The organism is Mesorhizobium sp. WSM4906 (assembly GCF_029674625.1).
GTDB lineage: Bacteria > Pseudomonadota > Alphaproteobacteria > Rhizobiales > Rhizobiaceae > Mesorhizobium.
In genome coordinates this window covers 2,015,419-2,034,094 of sequence record NZ_CP121355.1, presented here as the reverse complement: position 1 = coordinate 2,034,094, position 18,676 = coordinate 2,015,419, and the positions used below count along the sequence as shown (strand labels likewise).

General features: G+C 64.1%; 16 protein-coding genes and 1 pseudogene. 9 read left to right on the top strand and 8 right to left on the bottom strand.

What is annotated here, in order from left to right:
- Nucleotides 1-83: 83 nt before the first annotated feature.
- The 5 genes from QAZ22_RS09660 to argJ form a co-directional block, all read right to left on the bottom strand.
- A complete protein-coding gene (locus QAZ22_RS09660) occupies nucleotides 84-266 on the bottom strand; it encodes a Flp family type IVb pilin (RefSeq protein ID WP_278206508.1) in 183 nt (60 codons plus the stop codon).
- Between the two features lie 143 nt (nucleotides 267-409).
- A complete protein-coding gene (locus tag QAZ22_RS09655) occupies nucleotides 410-727 on the bottom strand; it encodes a hypothetical protein (protein ID WP_278073711.1) in 318 nt (105 codons plus the stop codon).
- A gap of 227 nt (nucleotides 728-954) precedes the next feature.
- Complete coding sequence (locus tag QAZ22_RS09650) at nucleotides 955-1,377, bottom strand: (deoxy)nucleoside triphosphate pyrophosphohydrolase (RefSeq protein WP_278206507.1); 423 nt, start codon at nucleotides 1,375-1,377, stop codon at nucleotides 955-957.
- On the bottom strand, nucleotides 1,374-2,153 hold the full coding sequence (locus tag QAZ22_RS09645) for a GNAT family N-acetyltransferase (RefSeq protein WP_278206506.1): 780 nt from the start codon (nucleotides 2,151-2,153) through the stop codon (nucleotides 1,374-1,376). The genes QAZ22_RS09650 and QAZ22_RS09645 overlap by 4 nt, the downstream gene beginning before the upstream one ends.
- Complete coding sequence (gene argJ, locus QAZ22_RS09640) at nucleotides 2,153-3,394, bottom strand: bifunctional glutamate N-acetyltransferase/amino-acid acetyltransferase ArgJ (RefSeq protein WP_278206505.1); 1,242 nt, start codon at nucleotides 3,392-3,394, stop codon at nucleotides 2,153-2,155. The genes QAZ22_RS09645 and argJ overlap by 1 nt, the downstream gene beginning before the upstream one ends.
- 247 nt (nucleotides 3,395-3,641) lie before the next feature.
- On the opposite strand from argJ, the gene QAZ22_RS09635 reads away from it, so the two are divergent.
- The 3 genes and pseudogenes from QAZ22_RS09635 (at nucleotide 3,642) to QAZ22_RS09625 (ending at nucleotide 4,889) form a co-directional block, all read left to right on the top strand.
- Complete coding sequence (locus QAZ22_RS09635) at nucleotides 3,642-4,277, top strand: TetR/AcrR family transcriptional regulator (protein ID WP_278206504.1); 636 nt, start codon at nucleotides 3,642-3,644, stop codon at nucleotides 4,275-4,277.
- Nucleotides 4,274-4,569, top strand: a pseudogene (locus QAZ22_RS32200) (type II toxin-antitoxin system RelE/ParE family toxin). Before QAZ22_RS09635 ends, QAZ22_RS32200 begins: the two are co-directional and overlap by 4 nt.
- Before the next feature lie 2 nt (nucleotides 4,570-4,571).
- A complete protein-coding gene (locus QAZ22_RS09625; protein WP_278206500.1) occupies nucleotides 4,572-4,889 on the top strand; it encodes a transcriptional regulator in 318 nt (105 codons plus the stop codon).
- A gap of 123 nt (nucleotides 4,890-5,012) precedes the next feature.
- Here QAZ22_RS09625 and QAZ22_RS09620 read toward each other — a convergent pair whose 3' ends face one another.
- Nucleotides 5,013-5,930: a peptidylprolyl isomerase gene (locus QAZ22_RS09620; protein WP_278206499.1), complete on the bottom strand. Its 918-nt coding sequence runs from the start codon at nucleotides 5,928-5,930 to the stop codon at nucleotides 5,013-5,015.
- A 264-nt stretch (nucleotides 5,931-6,194) separates the two neighbouring features.
- On the opposite strand from QAZ22_RS09620, the gene secA reads away from it, so the two are divergent.
- Nucleotides 6,195-8,927: a preprotein translocase subunit SecA gene (secA, locus tag QAZ22_RS09615; RefSeq protein WP_278206498.1), complete on the top strand. Its 2,733-nt coding sequence runs from the start codon at nucleotides 6,195-6,197 to the stop codon at nucleotides 8,925-8,927.
- A gap of 77 nt (nucleotides 8,928-9,004) precedes the next feature.
- Here the strand turns inward: secA and QAZ22_RS09610 are convergent, their stop codons facing one another.
- Nucleotides 9,005-11,620 carry a LuxR family transcriptional regulator gene (locus tag QAZ22_RS09610; protein ID WP_278206497.1) on the bottom strand — a complete coding sequence of 872 codons (2,616 nt, stop codon included), beginning with the start codon at nucleotides 11,618-11,620 and terminating at the stop codon, nucleotides 9,005-9,007.
- A 305-nt stretch (nucleotides 11,621-11,925) separates the two neighbouring features.
- Here QAZ22_RS09610 and QAZ22_RS09605 point away from each other — a divergent pair, with 305 nt between their 5' ends.
- The 5 genes from QAZ22_RS09605 (at nucleotide 11,926) to QAZ22_RS09585 (ending at nucleotide 17,216) form a co-directional block, all read left to right on the top strand.
- Nucleotides 11,926-12,198, top strand: a complete 273-nt coding sequence (locus QAZ22_RS09605) for a DUF4242 domain-containing protein (protein WP_278206496.1) — start codon at nucleotides 11,926-11,928, stop codon at nucleotides 12,196-12,198.
- 371 nt (nucleotides 12,199-12,569) lie between these two features.
- Complete coding sequence (locus QAZ22_RS09600) at nucleotides 12,570-13,073, top strand: hypothetical protein (protein WP_278206495.1); 504 nt, start codon at nucleotides 12,570-12,572, stop codon at nucleotides 13,071-13,073.
- Between the two features lie 226 nt (nucleotides 13,074-13,299).
- A complete protein-coding gene (locus QAZ22_RS09595) occupies nucleotides 13,300-14,703 on the top strand; it encodes a lipopolysaccharide biosynthesis protein (protein WP_278206494.1) in 1,404 nt (467 codons plus the stop codon).
- A complete protein-coding gene (locus tag QAZ22_RS09590) occupies nucleotides 14,703-15,983 on the top strand; it encodes a GNAT family N-acetyltransferase (RefSeq protein ID WP_278206493.1) in 1,281 nt (426 codons plus the stop codon). The genes QAZ22_RS09595 and QAZ22_RS09590 overlap by 1 nt, the downstream gene beginning before the upstream one ends.
- A gap of 72 nt (nucleotides 15,984-16,055) precedes the next feature.
- Nucleotides 16,056-17,216, top strand: coding sequence for a YncE family protein (locus QAZ22_RS09585; protein WP_278206492.1), 1,161 nt, complete (start codon nucleotides 16,056-16,058; stop codon nucleotides 17,214-17,216).
- 40 nt (nucleotides 17,217-17,256) lie between these two features.
- On the opposite strand, the gene QAZ22_RS09580 is transcribed toward QAZ22_RS09585, so the two are convergent.
- Complete coding sequence (locus QAZ22_RS09580) at nucleotides 17,257-17,976, bottom strand: Crp/Fnr family transcriptional regulator (RefSeq protein WP_278206491.1); 720 nt, start codon at nucleotides 17,974-17,976, stop codon at nucleotides 17,257-17,259.
- Between the last annotated feature and the right edge of the window lie 700 nt (nucleotides 17,977-18,676).

Sequence of the window (18,676 nt, the reverse complement as noted above, 5' to 3'; positions counted from 1 at the left end):
ACAGTTTTCCGTCCGAATTTCCATAAAAACAACTAGTTAGAGCAGTTCAGCGATCCTAGCCACGCTGGACTGCCTCTAATCGGTCAGTGCTGGGCGAAGGCATTGGCAAGTCTGCTGTTGTTGTCGGAGAACAACCACTGGAGTGCATCCGCGGCCTTGCCGATGCCGCCGATGATGGCCAGCGACAACACGGTGACGATCAGACCATATTCGATGGCCGTGGCACCCGATTCATCTTCTATGAATTGCTGCAGCAGGTTTTTCATGGTCGTCGATCCCTCTTGTCGGGAACCATAGAGCCTACCCGTTAAGAAAGGTTAACGGCAAAAGCTTAACGGGGGATGAAATGGCCCCTTCTCGCTGAATTTATTAACCAATTAGCAATCGTCCCAATTAGCAATCGCCCCAATCAGCAATCACCATAGCGGCTGCCATCGTTGCGGATCACGCAGACGGAACTTGGCAGCGGCTGAAGCACGCTTCGCCGCAGCGTGTAAGTGTTGCGGTGCCCGATCGAGCCGGTGCTGGTCATGTCGAGCCCGCCGGCCAAACCGTCACGCGCGGTTTGCGATCGCGGCTGGCTGTCGAGGAAAGGCGTCGCGATCAATGCCAGCGCCACTGCGGCCGATCCGAAAAGCAAGGTGATCCGCAAAATGCCCATGCCGGCATCGGCGGCGCGGAACGTGCGGTCGGGCCGGATCGTGTCCCAGTCTCTCTCGAGGCTCATGGAATGGCTCCAAACAAAATCAGGGCATGCCGCCGTGCGGACGACTTCGCCTCAATCTTCCATGTCGAGATAAATCTTCCATTAACGCTGCCTAAAACAGGCGAGGCAAAGGCAGCTTGCGGGCTACTCCAGGAAAAGTGCGTAGCGGTTTTCCGTCCGGAATTGCGAAAAACAAGAATCGTCAGAGCAGTTCGGCATCTGGTGGAAACGCCGAACTGCTCTGACGATCACAACAGATCGATGAGGAACTGGATCAGCGGCGCGTCCGCCGGCGGCATCGGATAGTCGCGCATCTGCCGCGGCCTGACCCATTTCAGCCCTTGTCCTTCCTTCGGCTGCGCGATGCCGCGGAACTTCCGGCAGACATAAAGCGGCATCAGCAGGTGGAAATCGTCGTAGCTGTGGCTGGCGAAGGTGAGCGGCGCGAGGCAAGGGATCTCGGTCTCGATGCCGAGCTCCTCATGCAGCTCGCGCACCAGGCATTCCTCGGGCGTCTCGCCGGGTTCGACCTTGCCGCCTGGAAACTCCCACAAGCCGGCGAGCTGCTTGCCTTCCGGGCGCTGCGCCAGAAGCACGCGCCGGTCGGCGTCGACCAGCGCGCAGGCCGCGACGAGGAGCAGGCGCTTTCCGGCTGGCTTGATCTCGCTCATGCGCCGGGCGGCCGGCGATAGTGGTAGCGATAGACTTCCTCGAAGCCGAGCGACCGATAGAGCGACAGCGCCGGAACATTGCCGGCCTCGACCTGCAGCCATGCTTCGCGCGCGCCGCGCAGCCGCGCCCATTTCAGCGCCGACAGGATGAGGTTGCGGCCATGGCCCTTCTTGCGCGCCGATTTCTCGGTGGCGACCTCGAACAGTCCCGCGAGGTCGCCGTCATGGACACAGATCAGCGTCGACAGCGGCTCGTTGCCGTCTTCGAGCGCAAACAGCCCCGCTTCCGGCTGAATGGCGCCGATGACCTCCGACAGGCCGGGCCGCAGCGCGACGTCCGAGCCGTTCGTCTTGATCGCCGCGCCGATGAAGCGGCTGATGTCCTTCAGCGGAATCTGGTCCATCGCGGCGTCGAGCTGCGCCTCCTTGAGCGGCAGCCGCATCACCAGCGATTCGTCGAACCGACTCCAGCCGGCATCGTCGAGATGCTTCGACAGCACCTGCCCCGAAAGTGGCGACATGCGAAAGGTCAGCGGCCGGCCGTAAGCGTCGAAGCGGCGGCTGGCGCGCACGATGCGTTCGGCAATGGCATGGGTATCGCCCGGATCGAGCGGATTGACGGAATTCAGGCGCTTTGCCGGGTGGCCGGCCGTCAGCCGCACCACCCATGTCCCGTCGTAGTGGACGGCCGCCGCCGGCCAGGCGCGAAAGCCCGCCGCCTCGTAGCGGCGCACCACCGCCAACACGCTTGCCGGATGCCTCGACACCGGCGCCATCAGCTCCGGTAGTCGCCGTTGATGGCGACATATTCCTTGGTGAGGTCGCAGGTCCACACCGTCGCCTTGCCGCGGCCGATGCCGAGGTCGACGCGAATGCGGATATCGTCGCGCTTCATATAGGCCGACGTCGCTTCCTCGGAGTAGTCCGGATCGCGCTCGCCTTCATGCGCCAGGCGGTTGTCGCCGAACCAGATCGACAGCCGGTCGCGGTCGGCCGGCTCGCCGGCCTTGCCGACGGCCATGACGACGCGGCCCCAATTGGCGTCCTCGCCGGCGACCGCCGTCTTGACCAGCGGCGAATTGGCGATCGAGAGCGCGATGCGCTTGGCCGAGCGGGCTGACTTGGCGCCGGTGACGGTGACCTCGACCTGCTTGCGCGCGCCCTCGCCGTCGCGCACCACTTGCAGCGCCAGCGATTTCAGCACCTTGCCGAGCGCGCGGCGGAAGGCGCCGAGCCGCGCGTCCTTTGGGTCGCTGATCGCGGGCGCGCCACGCGCGGCTGCCTTGCCGGTGGCAAAGATGAGCAGCGTGTCGCTGGTCGAGGTGTCGCTGTCGACGGTGACGGCATTGAAGGTCTTGGCGGTGCCGCGCGACAAGAGATCCTGCAGCACGGGGGCCGCGATCGGCGCGTCGGTGGCGATGAAGGAGAGCATCGTCGCCATGTCGGGCGCGATCATGCCGGCGCCCTTGGCGATGCCGTTGATGGTGACGTCGGCATCGCCGAGCTTCACCGTCTGGGTTGCCACCTTCGGATAGGTGTCCGTGGTCATGATGGCCTTCGCCGCCTCGGTCCACAGGTCCGGCTTGCCGTCCCTCACCAGGCCGGCGAGCAGGTGGCTGAATTTGTTGGTGTCGAGCGGCTCGCCGATGACGCCGGTCGAGGCCAGGAACACTTCGCTCTCGGAGCAGCCGGCGGCCTTCGCCGCCGCCTCGCCCGTCAGCACCGTCGAGGCCTTGCCCTTCTTGCCGGTGAAGGCGTTGGCATTGCCGGAGTTCACCACCAGAACGCGCGCCTTGCCGGCGGGCAGGTTCTGGCGGCAGTAGTCGACCGGTGCCGAGGGACATTTCGAGCGGGTGAAGACGCCGGCGACGGCCGTGCCCGGATCGAAGACCATGGCAAGCAGGTCGGTGCGATTCCGGTACTTGATCCCGGCCTCTGCGGTGGCGATGCGCACGCCCTCGATGACCGGCATTTTCGGATATTTCTTCGGTGCGAGCGGCGAAATCGTTGCGGACATTGGGACCCCGAAGCGGCAGAACGCGAAAGGAAGGCCGGTTTGCCCGATAGCGCGCGCCGGCGCAAGAGGCGTTCTGGCCGCGTTTCATGGGCTTCACCGGTCACGCCGCGATCTAAAACGATCCGTTTCGTTTCGCCTCAGGACCCAATATGATCAGCGGAAGATTCATCGGCTAAGGCAATTCCTGGAAAAGCGTGAAGCGGTTTTTCCGTCCGGAATTGCGTCAAGACAATCTAAGGACGACGATATGGGCGAAGTTGCCGCCCCGGGGCGCAAGTCGATCGGCGCCAAGCGAAACCCGGAAAGCGCCGACGCCATCATCGAGGCCGCCGAAGCGGTGCTGGCGGAGGCCGGCTATTCTGGCTTTTCGATCGAGGCCGTCGCGCGGCGGGCGCGGGCGGGGAAGCCGACCATCTATCGCTGGTGGCCGAGCAAGGCGGCGCTGCTGATCGAAGTCTACCAGCGGCAAAAACGCGTCGAGGTGCCCGATACCGGCAAGCTCGAGGAGGATCTCGCCGGCTTCCTGGCGAATCTGTTCGCGCACTGGCGCGACAGTTCGTCCGGCAACGTCTTCCGGTCGCTGATCGCCGAAGCGCAGTCCGACGAGGCCGCGGCGGCGGCGCTCGCCGACTATGCGAAAGGGCGCCGCGCCCATACCGGCGCAATGATCGAGCGCGCCAAGGCGCGCGGCGAGCTGGCGGCGGACGTTGACGCCGGCATCGTGGCTGACCTGATCGCCTCCTATGCGTGGCGGCATCTTCTGACCAACCGCCTCGATGAAGACGAGGCGACGATCCGGACCGCGGTCCGCTACCTGACGTGCGGCATCCTTAAGGCATCGGAGCGAAAAGGTATTTCGGATGAACCCTGCGGAACGTCTTGAACGGTAGGCCGGAAAGAACAAACTTGCTTTGGTTCGGGTCCTTGGATTCACGGGCGGCGGCGAAGATCACGGTCGCTCTTGCCCGCATCATCTTGCAAGCCTCAAATCGGTCGGGGCCGGCGTTTTGGAACACCGCATCGATTGGGGGCCGGGCTACCGGATCTATCTCGGGCGCGATGGCGAAGAGTTGGTCATTCTTCTCGCCGGCGGCACAAAGCGTAGGCAACAGGCGGATATCACAGCCGCGCAAGATCGATGGCAAGAGTACCTGCAACGAAAGAAAGGGCGATAACGATGCCTCTGACCCGCGATTTCAAGGAAACTGTCAAGGCACGTGCCGACACCGATATGGCATTTCGCGCTGCCCTTCTCGGCGAAGCCGTTGAGCTGCTGCTCAATGGAGATGTCGATACGGGCAAGCTCGTATTGCGCGACTATATCAACGCGACCATTGGCTTCGAGGAACTCGCCGAAGACGTTGGCAGGCCACCAAAAAGCCTCATGCGGATGTTCAGCGCTGCAGGCAACCCCACGGCAGGCAACCTGTTTTCCGTCATCAGCCACTTGCAGAAGGCCACCGGAGTCCATCTGGCCGTGCACACAAGGCAATAAAAAACGGCGCCCAGCGTCTGGGGCCCAGCGTCTGGGGCAAAGACACGCGCAAAGCGCGACGCGCTTTAAACGCGAAAAGGGCGCCCGAAGGCGCCCTTTGCAAAGTTCCCAGGCGAGAGCGGATTACTTGCCGCTCTCCAGCGTGTCGACCGCAGCCTTCAGCTTTCCGTCCGGGATCTCGACCTTGGCGGCGCCGCGCAATTCCTTGACCATGGCGAAATACTTGTCGCGGATGACTGCCTGCTTGGCCTGGTCCTTGACGTCGTCGAAGGCCGGCGGCTGCTTGGCGCGCTTGTCCTCGACCTTGATGACGTGCCAGCCGAACTGCGACTGCACCGGCTCCTTGGAGTATTTGCCGACATCGAGCGCGAACGCCGCCTTGTCGAACTCCGGCACCATCTGCCCGGGACCGAACCAGCCGAGATCGCCGCCGTTCGACTTGCCGCTCGGGTCGCTGGTATGCTCGTTGGCGAGCTTCTGGAAATCGGCGCCGCCGTCGAGCTGCTTGATGATCGCCTCGGCCTCTTCCTTCGTCTTCACGAGGATGTGACGGGCGTGGATTTCATTGACCGGCGGCGTGTTGGCGATTTCCTGGTCGTAGCGGGCGCGAACCTCGGCGTCCGTAACCTTGTTGACGACCTCCTTCTCGACCACCTCGCCATGCAGGGCGCGCTGCTGCAGGAACGCCATGCGGCGCTGGAAATCGGCATCCTTGTCGAGACCGCTGTCGACCGCCTTTTTGGCCATGACGCGGATTTCGATGGCCGCCGAAAGGGCGGCGGCGCGGCGCTGTTCCGGCGGCAGCTGCTGGAACTGCTGCGACAGCTCGCCTTCGGCAAGCGCAAGATCAGCCTCGGTCAGCTTCTCGCCGTTGATGGTGGCGACGATGGCGTTCGGGTCGACCGGCGCAGCGGCGGGAGCCGCGGCGTCCGGCTGGGCTGGCTTGGTTTCCTGCGCCATCAGCGGCGACAGTGAAAGTGCCGAGAGCCCGAAGGCCAGGCCAAGGCTGGCGAGCGACGCGCGGCGGAATAGCAGGGACATCAAGATAAACTCCAATGGGGATTGCCAATAAGGATCGCTTGAGCGGAAAGGTTCCAGATCAGTCCGATTGTGGCGGAATTTGGCGCTGCCCATGGGGCTAACGCGGCGTTGACATCAGTTGAGCCCCCTCTTATCTGTCCAACGACTTGGCGTCCAGAACCGTTTTCCGGGCGCTTTTTGCGTTTGTCCGCATTCACGCGGATTTGATGGGCCCGCCAGGCGCCTGTCGCAAACGGCTAAAATTGCTATCGAAAGGACCATTGGATGGTCAGTCTCGGCGCTCTCGCGCGTAAGGTTTTCGGCTCTTCCAACGACCGCCGAGTCAAGTCGACCCGGCCCCGGGTCGAGGCCATCAATGGGTTGGAAAACGAGATGCGGGCGCTCTCTGATGCCGAGCTTGCCGGCCGCACCCAAAAATTCCGCCAGGATCTCGCCAACGGCGCTTCTCTCGACGACTTGCTCGTACCGGCTTTCGCTACCGTGCGCGAGGCGGCCCGCCGCGTTCTGGGCATGCGTCCTTTTGACGTGCAATTGATCGGCGGGATGGTGCTGCACAATGGCGGCATCGCCGAAATGCGCACGGGCGAAGGCAAGACGCTTGTCGCCACCTTGCCGGTCTATCTCAATGCGCTCGCCGGCAAGGGCGTGCACGTCGTCACCGTCAACGACTATCTCGCCAAGCGCGACGCCGAATGGATGGGCCGCATCTACAAGTTCCTCGGCCTCAGCGTCGGCATCATCGTCCACGGTCTTTCGGATGACGAACGCCGCGACGCCTACGCCGCCGACGTCACCTACGCCACCAACAACGAGCTCGGCTTCGACTATCTGCGCGACAACATGAAATACGAGCGTTCGCAGATGGTGCAGCGCGGCCATGCCTATGCCATCGTCGACGAGGTCGACTCCATCCTGGTCGATGAAGCGCGCACCCCGCTGATCATTTCCGGTCCGCTCGAGGACCGCTCGGAAATGTACAACACCATCGACGCCTTCATGCTGAAGCTCGGCCCGGCCGACTACGAGGTCGACGAAAAGCAGAAGACCACGATCTTCACCGAGGACGGCACCGAAAAGCTGGAAAACATGCTGCGCGACGCCGGCCTTTTGAAGGGCGAGTCGCTTTACGACGTGGAGAACGTCGCCATCGTCCATCACGTCAACAACGCGCTGAAGGCGCACCTTCTGTTCCAGAAGGACAGGGACTACATCGTGCGAAACGGCGAGATCGTCATCATCGACGAGTTCACCGGCCGCATGATGCCCGGCCGCCGCTATTCGGAAGGCCTGCACCAGGCGCTCGAGGCCAAGGAACATGTGCAGATCCAGCCGGAGAACCAGACGCTGGCCTCCGTCACCTTCCAGAACTATTTCCGCCTCTACAAGAAGCTCGCCGGCATGACCGGCACGGCGCTGACCGAGGCCGAGGAATTTGCCAACATCTACAATCTCGAGGTCACCGAGATCCCGACCAACCTGCCGGTTGCCCGCAAGGACGAGGACGACGAGGTCTACCGGACGGTGGATGAGAAGTACAAGGCGATCGTCAAGGAGATCCGCGACGCCCGCGAGCGCGGCCAGCCGATCCTGGTCGGCACCACCTCGATCGAGAAATCCGAGCAGCTGGCCGAGCGCCTGCGCAAGGAAGGCATCAAGAACTTCGAAGTCCTCAACGCCCGCCACCATGAGCGCGAGGCGTCTATCGTCGCCCAGGCCGGCAAGCCTGGCGCCATCACCATTGCCACCAACATGGCCGGCCGCGGCACCGACATCCAGCTCGGCGGCAATGCCGACATGCGCATCGCCGAGGAGCTTGCCGAGGTTCCGGCCGGACCGGAGCGCGAGGCGCGCGAAAGGCAGATCCGCGACGACATCGCGCAGCTGAAGGAAAAGGCGCTGGCCGCCGGCGGCCTCTATGTATTGGCTACCGAGCGCCATGAATCGCGCCGCATCGACAACCAGCTTCGCGGTCGTTCCGGCCGCCAGGGCGACCCGGGCCGCTCGAAATTCTTCCTGTCGCTGCAGGACGATTTGATGCGCATCTTCGGCTCCGAGCGCATGGACGGCATGCTGCAGAAGCTCGGCCTCAAGGAAGACGAAGCCATCATCCACCCGTGGATCAACAAGGCGCTGGAAAAGGCGCAGAAGAAGGTCGAGGCGCGCAATTTCGACATCCGCAAGAATCTGCTGAAATACGATGACGTCTCCAACGACCAGCGCAAGGTGGTGTTCGAGCAGCGCATCGAGCTGATGGACGGCGAAGGCCTGTCCGAGACGGTCACCGAGATGCGCGAGGGCGTCATCGAGGAAATCGTCACCAAGAACATCCCGGAAAACGCCTATGCCGAGCAGTGGAACGTCGCCGGCCTGAAGGAAGAGGTGGCGCAGTATCTCAACCTCGACCTGCCGGTAGAGGAGTGGGTCAAGGAAGAGGGCATCGCCGAGGACGATATCCGCGAACGCATCTCGGCCGCCGCCGAGGCAGCCGCCAAGGAGCGCGCCGAGCGCTTCGGCCCCGACGTGATGAGCTATGTCGAGCGTTCGGTGGTGCTGCAGACGCTAGATCATCTGTGGCGCGAGCACATCGTCAATCTCGACCACTTGCGCTCGGTCGTCGGCTTCCGCGGCTATGCCCAGCGCGACCCGCTGCAGGAATACAAGGGTGAGGCCTTCGAGCTGTTTCAGGGCATGCTCGGCAATCTGCGCCAGGCCGTCACCGCGCAGCTGATGCGCGTCGAGCTCGTCCGCCAAGCGGCTGAAGCGCCGCCACCGGCTGCGCCCGACATGTTCGGCAGCCATATCGACGGCACCACGGGCGAGGACGATTTCCAGGGCGGCGAGACTGCATTGCTGGTCCGCCAGGATCAGAGCGCCATCGTCGCGCCGGAAAATCGCGACCCGAAGAACCCGGCGACCTGGGGCAAGGTCGGCCGCAACGAGGCCTGCCCCTGCGGCTCTGGCAAGAAATACAAACACTGCCACGGCGCCTTCGCCTGACTCCCTCTTCCTTCTCCCCGTTCAACGGGGACAAGGCGCCCGAAGGGTGGATGAGGGGCAGGCGCAGGAAACAAGCCTCACAACAATCCCGACGCCCGCGCCGCGGCCGTCGCCTCGCCGCGCGAGACGGCTTCCAGCTTCTCCAGCACTGCCGAGACATGGTGATCGACCGTCTTCGGCGAGATGGTCAGGTGCGCGGCGATCTTCTTGTTGGAGAAGCCGCGCTCGATCAGTTGCAGCACTTCCATCTGGCGCTGGGTGAGACCGGCGAGGTTGGCGCGCGTTGCCTGCCTTGGTCCGCGCGCGATATGGCTGACGCCGCTTTGCCGCATCATGCCGCGCACGTGCTGCGCCACCGGCCTTGCGCCAAGCCCTTCGAAGATGTCGAGCGCCTCGCGCAACGCCGCTTCGTCGCCTTGCAGCAGGGCGAGCGCGCGCTCGAAGGGGGCGTCGATCCCGGCCCAGAATGCCGCGGCGCCGCGCCAGTCGCCGGCAAGCAGAAGGCGATGCGGCTCCGCCATGCCGCCGGTCTCACCCGGATCATCGTCAGGCGCCAGCAGCTGCCGCCAGGTCGCCAGCTCGCCGAACACCGCGCGCGTCGGCGACAGGCTTTCGGCCAGGTCGATCAGGCGTAGCGCCTCTTCTCTGTCGCCTTGCCCGAGCCATGCAAGCTCGGCCATCACCATCGCGTAAGGCACCAGCCGCTGCAACTCCATGCCTTTGTCCAGGAACCGCCTCATCTCATCCAGCACCGGCTCGGCCGAAGGATCGCCCCGCCGGATGCGCAGCCTCCCCAGCGCCACCAGCGATGGGTAACGCACGAGCGCGGTCGTTGCCTCGTTGTCGATGACATCATGCGCCACCGCGGCCGCGTCGTTCCACAGGCCGCGCCGCAGCAACAGCTGCGCCTGCACGCCGCGCATGTAGTCGCGCCAGGTCGCGAGATCGTTCTCGACGCAATAGGCGATGCCACGGTCGAGGAAGGCCTCCGCCTCGTTGAGGTTGATCCGGTTCATCTCGACGCAGGCGCAATTGGTGAAGGCGCGCGCCGCATGCTCCTGGAAATTGCCCGCAAGGGCGATTCCAAGGCTGCGGGCGAGGTCGCGCCGCCCTTTGGCGAAATCCAGCCATTGTCCGGCTGCCCCGACATTGTTGAGCGCGTGACAAAGGATGTCCGGCCGGTTCAGCCGCTCCGCCAGCTCCACGGCCTTGCCGCCGACCGAAAGCGTCTCGTCGAGCCTTTCGGCCAGCATCGCCAGTTGGGAAAGGTTCGAGTACGCCATGGCAAGCTCGGGACTGTCGGGCGCCGTTTCAAGCAGCTCGACCGCCTGTGTCCCGAACCGATCCGCTGCCTCGCGGTCGCCCAGCAGATAGGCGAAGCGCGACAGGCATCTGAGGCTGTCGCCTTCCTTCAGCCTGTCGCCCAGCGCTTGCTGCAGCCGGCGCGCTTCGCCCTGTGCCTCCATGGCCGCGTCGATGCGGCCGATGAGATGGCATTCGAAGGCATGGCCTTCATGGAGCGCCGCCTGGCTTTCCATCGGCAGGCCGTCGGAATGGCGCAAGGCGACCTCGTAATGGCCGGCGGCATCGCGATGCGCGCCGACGCGGGAAGCCTCGCGCGCCGCAAGCGGCGCAAGCGTGCGCACCGCCTCCAGGTTCTGCGCCTCCACCGCATGATGCACCAGCCTTGCGGTGGCCACATCCGGGTTCTCCTGCAGTGCGGCCAGTGCGCGCTGGTTGTACTCGCGCCGTCGGCTCGGCGTCAGCGCCATCTCGATGGCCCGGCGAGCGATCTCGTGCCGGAAGGCGTAGCCGTCGCCGAAATCCTCGAGCAGGCCCTGGCTGACGCATTCGGCGAGTTGGCCGGCTGCCGCGATCCCGCACAGGCCGCTGAGCGCCCAGGCATCGGCGCGGCGCGGAAACACGGACACCGCGTCGAGCATCGAACGGGCGCCGGGCGACAGGCGTTCGGCCCGCGCCAGCACCGCGTCGCGAACGCTCGCCGGCAACGCGCTGTCGCTTTCGGCGGCGAGCAGTTCGGTGACGAAGAAGGCGTTGCCGGCGGTGGCCCGGTAGATCGCGTCGCCGTCGCGGCCGGCCTGCTCCGCGAGCGACAGCACGGCAGCCTCGCTGAGCAGCGGCACCTCGATGCGCTGGAGATTGGCGGCCGGGATCTCGCCAAGCGCCCGGCGAACGCGCATCTGTCCTTCGCTGCGATCGGTGCGCGCCGTGACCAAGAGCAGAATGTGGGAGTTTGCAATGCGCCGGCCGAGAAAGCGGACGAGATCGAGCGTCGCGTCATCCGCCCAATGCAAGTCCTCGATGACGAGCAGGCTCGGACCCTTCGCCTCGAAGACATCGAGCGCGTCGGAAAACAGCGGCAGCCGCTGCCTCTGCCGATCGTCGATCGCCCGCGGCAGTTCCCATTGCGCCTCGCGGGCGAGGTCGTAAAGCGGCCCCAGCGGATCGGGTATCGACAGGTCCTCGCAGGCGCTGCGGAGCAAGGTCACCCCCTGCCCCGCGCGATCCACGCCCACATGATCCACGCCCACGCGGTCCACGAAAGCCTCGACCAGCGCCGTCTTGCCCGCGCCGGCCTCGCCCGACAGCGCCGCGACGCGGCCGCAGCCTTGCATCGCATGCGTCAGCAGGGCCTCCAGTTGCTGCAACTGCGTCTGCCTTTCCAGAAGCATTCTCGTCTCTCTCGCGAAGTCAGGATTTTAACTGCGGCGGGACGCCGCCTCGATAGTCCGGACGGGCGCTCAATAATGTGACCTTCCACACATTGAGGTGCCTCTCTCCACAAATAACGTTTCTAACATGGGGAATCGTCCCGCCAAATATGGGGAAAGGTTCCGATGCGCGGATTTTGCGAGCGTGGTTTCAATGCATGTCGCCCAAAAGTGCGCAGCGGTTTTGGGAGAACGACATGCATCAAAACAAGACCTAAAGCCGCGCTTGAACCGAGCGCGATTCAATCACCAAAGGAAAACCAATCATGCCTCGTTATCTGGTTGAACGCACATTTCCCGAAGGCCTCAACGTCCCGATGAACGATGCCGGCGCGGCAGCCATGGGCGGTGTCATCGCCCGCAACGCCGAAAAGGGCGTGACTTGGGTGCAGTCCTTCGTCTCCCCCGACAAGTCGAAGAGCTTCTGCATCTATGACGCTCCCTCGCCCGAAGCGATCCGCAGCACGGCGCAGAAGAATTCGCTTCCCGTCGACAAGATCACGGAGGTGCGGGTCCTCGACCCCTACTTTTATCGCTGATCAACGACGCAAAGATGCGCTTCAGATCGTCCCTGCCGAAGGCGGACCTGATGTCATGCCGGACTGCGAGAGAATATCCGCCCCGGCGGATATCTTCGCACCACGGCGCGGCCTCATCCGGCGGGCCGTGGCGGCGCTGCTTTCGCCTGTGCGAAACCGGCGCCGCCGGTTGCCGCCGCGGGACGATTATCTGAGACGCGATATCGGCCTCGATGAGCGCGAGATGCCGCGCGAATACTGGGAATATTGGTGGCATCACTGGTGATCTGACAGGCGGGTCCGACCGCAACGACAGGCGCGACAGGCGTTTGAACGTGGCCTTTGACCGGGCTGCTATGACTTTGCGCGCCTCAACCGAATTGGAGAGGAAAATGTGCATCCACAACTGGTTCCGATGCCTCGTCGCGGCTTCGGCCCTGACGATCATGGCGGCCGGCGCCGTCAGCGCCGAGGCCATGAATCCGCTCGCCGAAAAGGTGCGGGCGGCCGATAGCCGCTTCGAGGACGTGGCGGCGGCGAAGGCCGAGGGCTATGCACCGATCCCCTGCGCCAGCGGCCTTACCGGCGGCGCCATGGGCATACATTACGTCAATGCTGCCTATCTGAAGGATGACACCGTCGACGTCGCCAAGCCCGAGGCGGTGATGTACGAACCGATGGCCGACGGCACGCTGAAGCTGATCGCCGTCGAGTACATCACCTCGAAGGGTCCGGCCTCGCTCGAAGGCCATCTGTTCAACTTCAATACGGCGCCCAACCGCTACGGCCTCGGCCCGTTTTACGAGCTTCACGTCTGGGCCTGGAGGCCAAATCCGACCGGCACCTTCGCAGACATGAACCCGAACGTGTCCTGCGACGCGATGAAGGGGATGTAAGAGCGTCGCTGTGGAGCTTCGGACACCGGCGCCGCGTCCGGTGTCCTCCCTTCCCCTGCCAGGGGAAGGGCGAGCGTGGTGCCGGCTGGCTCCCCTTGCCTACGGGCAATCCCCGGCGCTCGCTCGCCTTTCGCTGCCCGTTGTCCCCTCCTCACCCAACCGTTTCTTAAGGTGTTTCGGATAGACCCGACCGCTGGAAAGAGGCGGAAAAGGGAGAGTATTCGGGGTGCGCTTTTCCGCGGCTACGACTGCCGGGCGGTTCCTGCCGCAGCGCTGGGCGCTGCGCATGCGCCCGCTGCTTGGTCGCATCGACGCCGCGCTGTTCACCGCCGACGAGCGCGGCGAAGCCGGCCGCATGTCGCTGATCGCCTTTTCCATCCGCATCGTCAGCGCCGTCATCGCCTTCGTCAGCCAGGTGCTGATGGCGCGCTGGATGGGCTCGTTCGAATACGGCATCTTCGTGCTGGTCTGGGTGACGATGGTCATCGTCGGCAACCTTGCCTGCCTCGGCTTCCACACCTCGGTCATCCGCTTCATTCCCGAGTATCGCGAGCGCGGCATGCTCGCCGAGCTGCGCGGCATCGTGCTGGCGAGCCGGCTGTTCGTGCTTATCGCCTCGACGGTGATCGCCGGCCTCGGGGCGCTTGGCGTCTGGCTCGCCTCGCCCTGGATCGAGAGCTACTACGTCATCCCCTTCATCCTCGGCGTCATCTGCCTGCCGATGATCGCGATGGGCGATCTTCTGCAGGGGCTGGCGCGGGCGAATTCATGGGCGCTGTTCGCGCTGTCGCCGACCTATCTGGTGCGGCCGGTGCTGATCCTGGCGTTCATGGCGGCAATGCTCGCCCTCAACTACGCCCCCGACGCCAAGACCGCCATCTTCGCCTCGATTGCCGCTACCTATATCACGACGCTCGGCCAGCTGATGGGCGTCACCTCCCGCATGGACAAGAAGATCCCGGCCGGTCCGATGACCGTGCATTTCGGCCGGTGGTTCCTCGTCTCGCTGCCGATCTTCCTGGTCGAGAGTTTCTTCTTCCTGCTCACCAATGCCGACGTGCTGATGGTCGGCGCCTATCTCGACCCCAACGACGTCGCCGTCTACTTCGCCACGGTGAAGACGCTGGCGCTGGTGCATTTCGTCTATTTCGCGGTCAAGGCGGGCGTTGCCCAGCGTTATGCGCAGTTCACCCATGGCGAGCCGGAAAGGCTCGCCGCCTTCGCCCGCGAGACCGTCTCCTGGACCTTCTGGCCGTCGCTGGCGATGGCGCTGCTGGTGCTCGCGCTCGGCGAACCGATGCTGGTGCTGTTCGGCCCGGAATTCACCGCCGGCTATCCGCTGCTCTTCCTGCTCGTCTTCGGCGTCGTCGCGCGCGGCGCCGTCGGCCCTTGCGAAAGCCTGCTCACCATGAGCGGCAACCAGAACATCTGCGCCGCCGTCTACGCCATGACGCTTGCCTTGAACATCGGTCTCAACGTGATCCTGATCCCGCTCTTCGGCCTCTGGGGCGCCGCGATCGCCACCAGCCTCGCCATGATCTTCGAGGCAGGCGCGCTGTCCTTCACCGTCTGGCGCAAGCTCGGCATCGTCATGGCGATTTTCGTGCCTGCAAATAAGGAAATCGCCTGATGGCCGCCGTTCCGTTGCTTGAGGAGACCAGCGGCGGCCCGGCCGGCGCCATGGTGTCGGGCCTTGCCGGCCTCGCCAGGGAGGCCGATCCCGCCCATATCGAGCTCTTCGCCAACAACCGGCCGGAGCGCAAGCTCGCGATCTATCCGGCATCCGCGGGCTTCGACCTCGTCGAGGAGCTCGATTATCTCAGCGCCCGCACGATCGAGCCCAACGTGTTCTTCAACCCGCGCTTCCTGGCCCCCGCCATGCCGAGGCTCGAGGACCGCGAGGTGCGGCTGGCCGTGATCCGCGACGGCGACCAGTTCCGCAACCGGCTGCGGCTTCTGGTGCCGTTCTCGGTCGAGCGGCCGGCGATCCCGCTCGGCGTATCGGTCATGCGCACATGGTCGAGCCCGTTCGGTCCGCTCGGCACGCCGCTGGTCGACCGCGACGATCCGGTCGGCGTCATCGAGGATTTCTTCTCGATGCTGGGGAGGCCGCATCTCAAGCTGCCGAAGGTGTTCGTGCTGCCCGACATGCGGCTGGACGGTCCCGTGGCGAGCCTGCTCACGTCCTTTGCCGACAGCCGCGGCCTGACGCTGGTCACCACCGGCAGGGTCGAGCGCCCGGTGCTGGAAAGCGACGCCGACGGCGACGGCTATCTCAAGGCCTCGCTGCGCTCGCATCACCATCGCGAATTCCGCCGCCTGAAGCGGCGCCTGGCCGACCTCGGCAAGATCGAGCATGTCGTGGCGCGCGGACAGGACGAAATCCGCCACGCCATCGAGGGCTTCCTGACGCTGGAGGCCGCCGGCTGGAAGGGCCGCGAGCGCACGGCCATGGCGATCGACCGCTACCGCGCCGCCTTCGCCCGCGAGGCCGTGCACCGGCTCGCCGAGCACGACATGTGCCGCATCCATTCGCTGACGCTCGACGGCCGCACCATCGCCTGCCTCGTGGTGTTCGTCGAGGCCGGTGTCGCCTATACCTGGAAGACGGCCTATGACGAGGCGCTCTCCGCCTATTCGCCGGGCACGCTTCTGATGATCGAGGTGACGAAACAGCACCTCGACGACCCCAACATCGTCATGACCGATTCCTGCGCGGTGCCCGACCATCCGGTGATGAGTCGGCTGTGGACGGAACGCAAGCCGATGGGCACGCTGGTGGTCGGCCTGACGCCCGACGCCGACCGGCTGGCCCGCCAGGCGGCCTCGCAGCTTCACCTTTACCGCGAGACCCGCAACATGGCGCGCATCCTGCGCAACCGCATGCGGAGCCTGTTGAAAAGGCGCTAGATGAAAGGCTGCACACCGGCTATGGCATCCGGCGGCCGGGTCCGGCCAACCTTTACCACAATGCATTTCCCGATGATCGAAACCTTCCTGCGCTTCGCCCGCCTCTGTACGCCGCTCGTCCTGCTCGCCATGCTTCCGGCCCGGGCCTTGGCCGATACTTGCCCCGAGGATTGCAGCGAGCCTCCGCCTTCGCTCGTCGACATCTATGTCCACACCACCGCCGGCCATATGAGCCCGGCCACGGCGGGTGCGTTGTCGCGCGTCTACGTGCCCAACCGCTCCTCGAACAGCGTTTCCGTCATCGACCCGGTGACGCTGAAGGAGGTCGACAGGTTTCCGGTCGGAAGCAAGCCGCAGCACGTCGTTCCGTCCTGGGACCTGAAGACGCTCTGGGTGGCCAACAACGGCACCGGCAGGAACGGCAGCCTGACGCCGATCGATCCGACGACCGCCAAGCCCGGCAAGCAGGTACCGGTCGACGACCCCTACAACATGTACTTCATGCCGGACGGCAGCGCCGCCATCATCGTCGACGAGGCGCTGAAGCAGCTCGATCTGCGCGACCCGCAGACCATGGCGTTGAAATCGATCATCCCGACGCCGACCTGCCCCGGCATCAACCACGCCGATTTCTCGGCCGACAATTCCTACGCGATCTTCACCTGCGAATATGGCGATGGCGGGCTGGCCAAGATCGACCTGAAGAACCGGAAGGTGCTCGGCCATCTCGATCTGTCGAAGATGGGCATGCCGCAGGACATCAGGCTGTCGCCCGACGGCAAGATCTTCTACGTCGCCGACATGATGAATGACGGCGTGTTCCTCATCGATGGCGACAGTTTCAAGGAAATCGGCTTCATCGCGACGGGCATAGGCGCGCACGGCTTTGTCGTCAGCCGCGACGGCAAGCGGCTCTACGTCTCGAACCGCGGCTCGCACAAGATGGAGCAGGGCCGCGCCGACGGGCCGGGCAGCGTGACGGTGATCGACTTCGCCAGGCGCCAGGTCGTTGCGCAATGGCCGATCCCGGACGGCGGCAGCCCCGACATGGGCAATGTCAGCGCCGACGGCAAGCAGCTCTGGCTGTCCGGCCGCTTCGACAGCGAGGTCTATATGATCGACACGATGTCAGGCGCGGTGACCAAGATCCGCGTCGGTGTCGAGCCGCATGGCCTGACGGTCTGGCCGCAGCCAGGGCGGTATTCGCAAGGGCATACGGGCAATATGCGATGAAGTGTATGCTCGCGGTGGACTTGGAAACCCTTTAAGCGCCTCAACTTTCTACATATTCGCCCGCGAACCCGGCAAACTTTATCAGCCCCGCCCGATCGATCATGCGAACATGGCCATGCCGGAATTCGAGGAACTTGCGCTCTCGCAACTCCCGCAGCATCCGATTGACATGGATCGGAGTGAGGCCGAGGACATCCGCGAGATCGTACTGGGTGAGAGGACATTCGAAGCTGTCATGGTTGACCGCGCCGACCCGCTCCAGACGCGCGATCAGTTCGAGGAACAGATGCGCCGACCGTCCCAGCGCGCTGCGCCGTCCAACATTGGTGAGATGTTGGGCGATCACCGCTCCGTTTTGCACGAGTGCCTCGAGAATAACGGAAAAGAGCGGAGGCGATTTCATGGCGGCAAGGGCGAATGTCTTGGTCGAAGCGACCAGCACCGTAAGGTCGGTTAGCGCCACGAATGTCTCGAGAGCGCCGCCTCCGTTGAACTGAGGCAGCACGATATCGCCCTTCAGGGCGAAGTCCAGGATCTGTCGTTGACCGCCGGCGAGTTCATGAGCAATGCAGCCCCAGCCCGACTCGACGACGAACATCCGATCTTTGTTCTCGCCCTGCCTGACGATCACCGTCTCCGCCGCATAGCGTCTTGGCGTGAACCCAAGCGCCTTGATCAGTGCGGTGGTGTCGTCGTCAAATCCGGCGTGTACTGGACGATTCTCATTTGCCCGCAAAAAAGGATGCGAAGAGTATGTCATCTATTGCCCCGCCCAATATTTTCCTCCCCCAACTTCCTCCTCGGATTGAGTGTACATCAAACAGATGCGATCAGTACAACGCCTCATTTCCGTTGAACATGCACCTGTTCCGTAGAATGGCCGGCACCAGGATTTGAATTTCGTTTTGGGGCGAACCGGTCAGCTTTTGTTCCTCTTGAAGTTTTCCCGCATCGACTCGACTATTTTGCTGGCAACGAGGCAGCTTCGGTTGTCCACTTCATCGGCGGCGTTGCGCAACGTCGTCGACGCGTCCCTGAGCAACCCTCTAATCTCCGCGGCTGACAAGAGTTCGGATGCTTCGAGCTCGAGCAGCACCGACTCACTCACATGCAGCGCTGCAAGGGCAACCGCTCGCGGCCTGGTCGCCATCAGCTTTACGAGATCGCCGTTGGGCCTGGCACGCGATTTTCTTTTTGCCATGGTTGCGTCTCAACCGTCCGGACAAGAAGGGCTCAGAATTCCATTGCTTCGACGCATTTCCGCAGTTCGGAGACGCATATCGCCAGGCATTCTATCCCGCTTTGCAGGTCCGACCCAGAGGCACGGGATACCGAATTCGCAGTAGCTCCAACCTACTACCGCCTGGGAACTGCAGCAGCGCTGTCGGCGTCGATGGTGCGGCTGGTTGAAGATGACCAGGCATCGCGTGATCCTGGCCCATGGCCGCGAGGAATTTCAT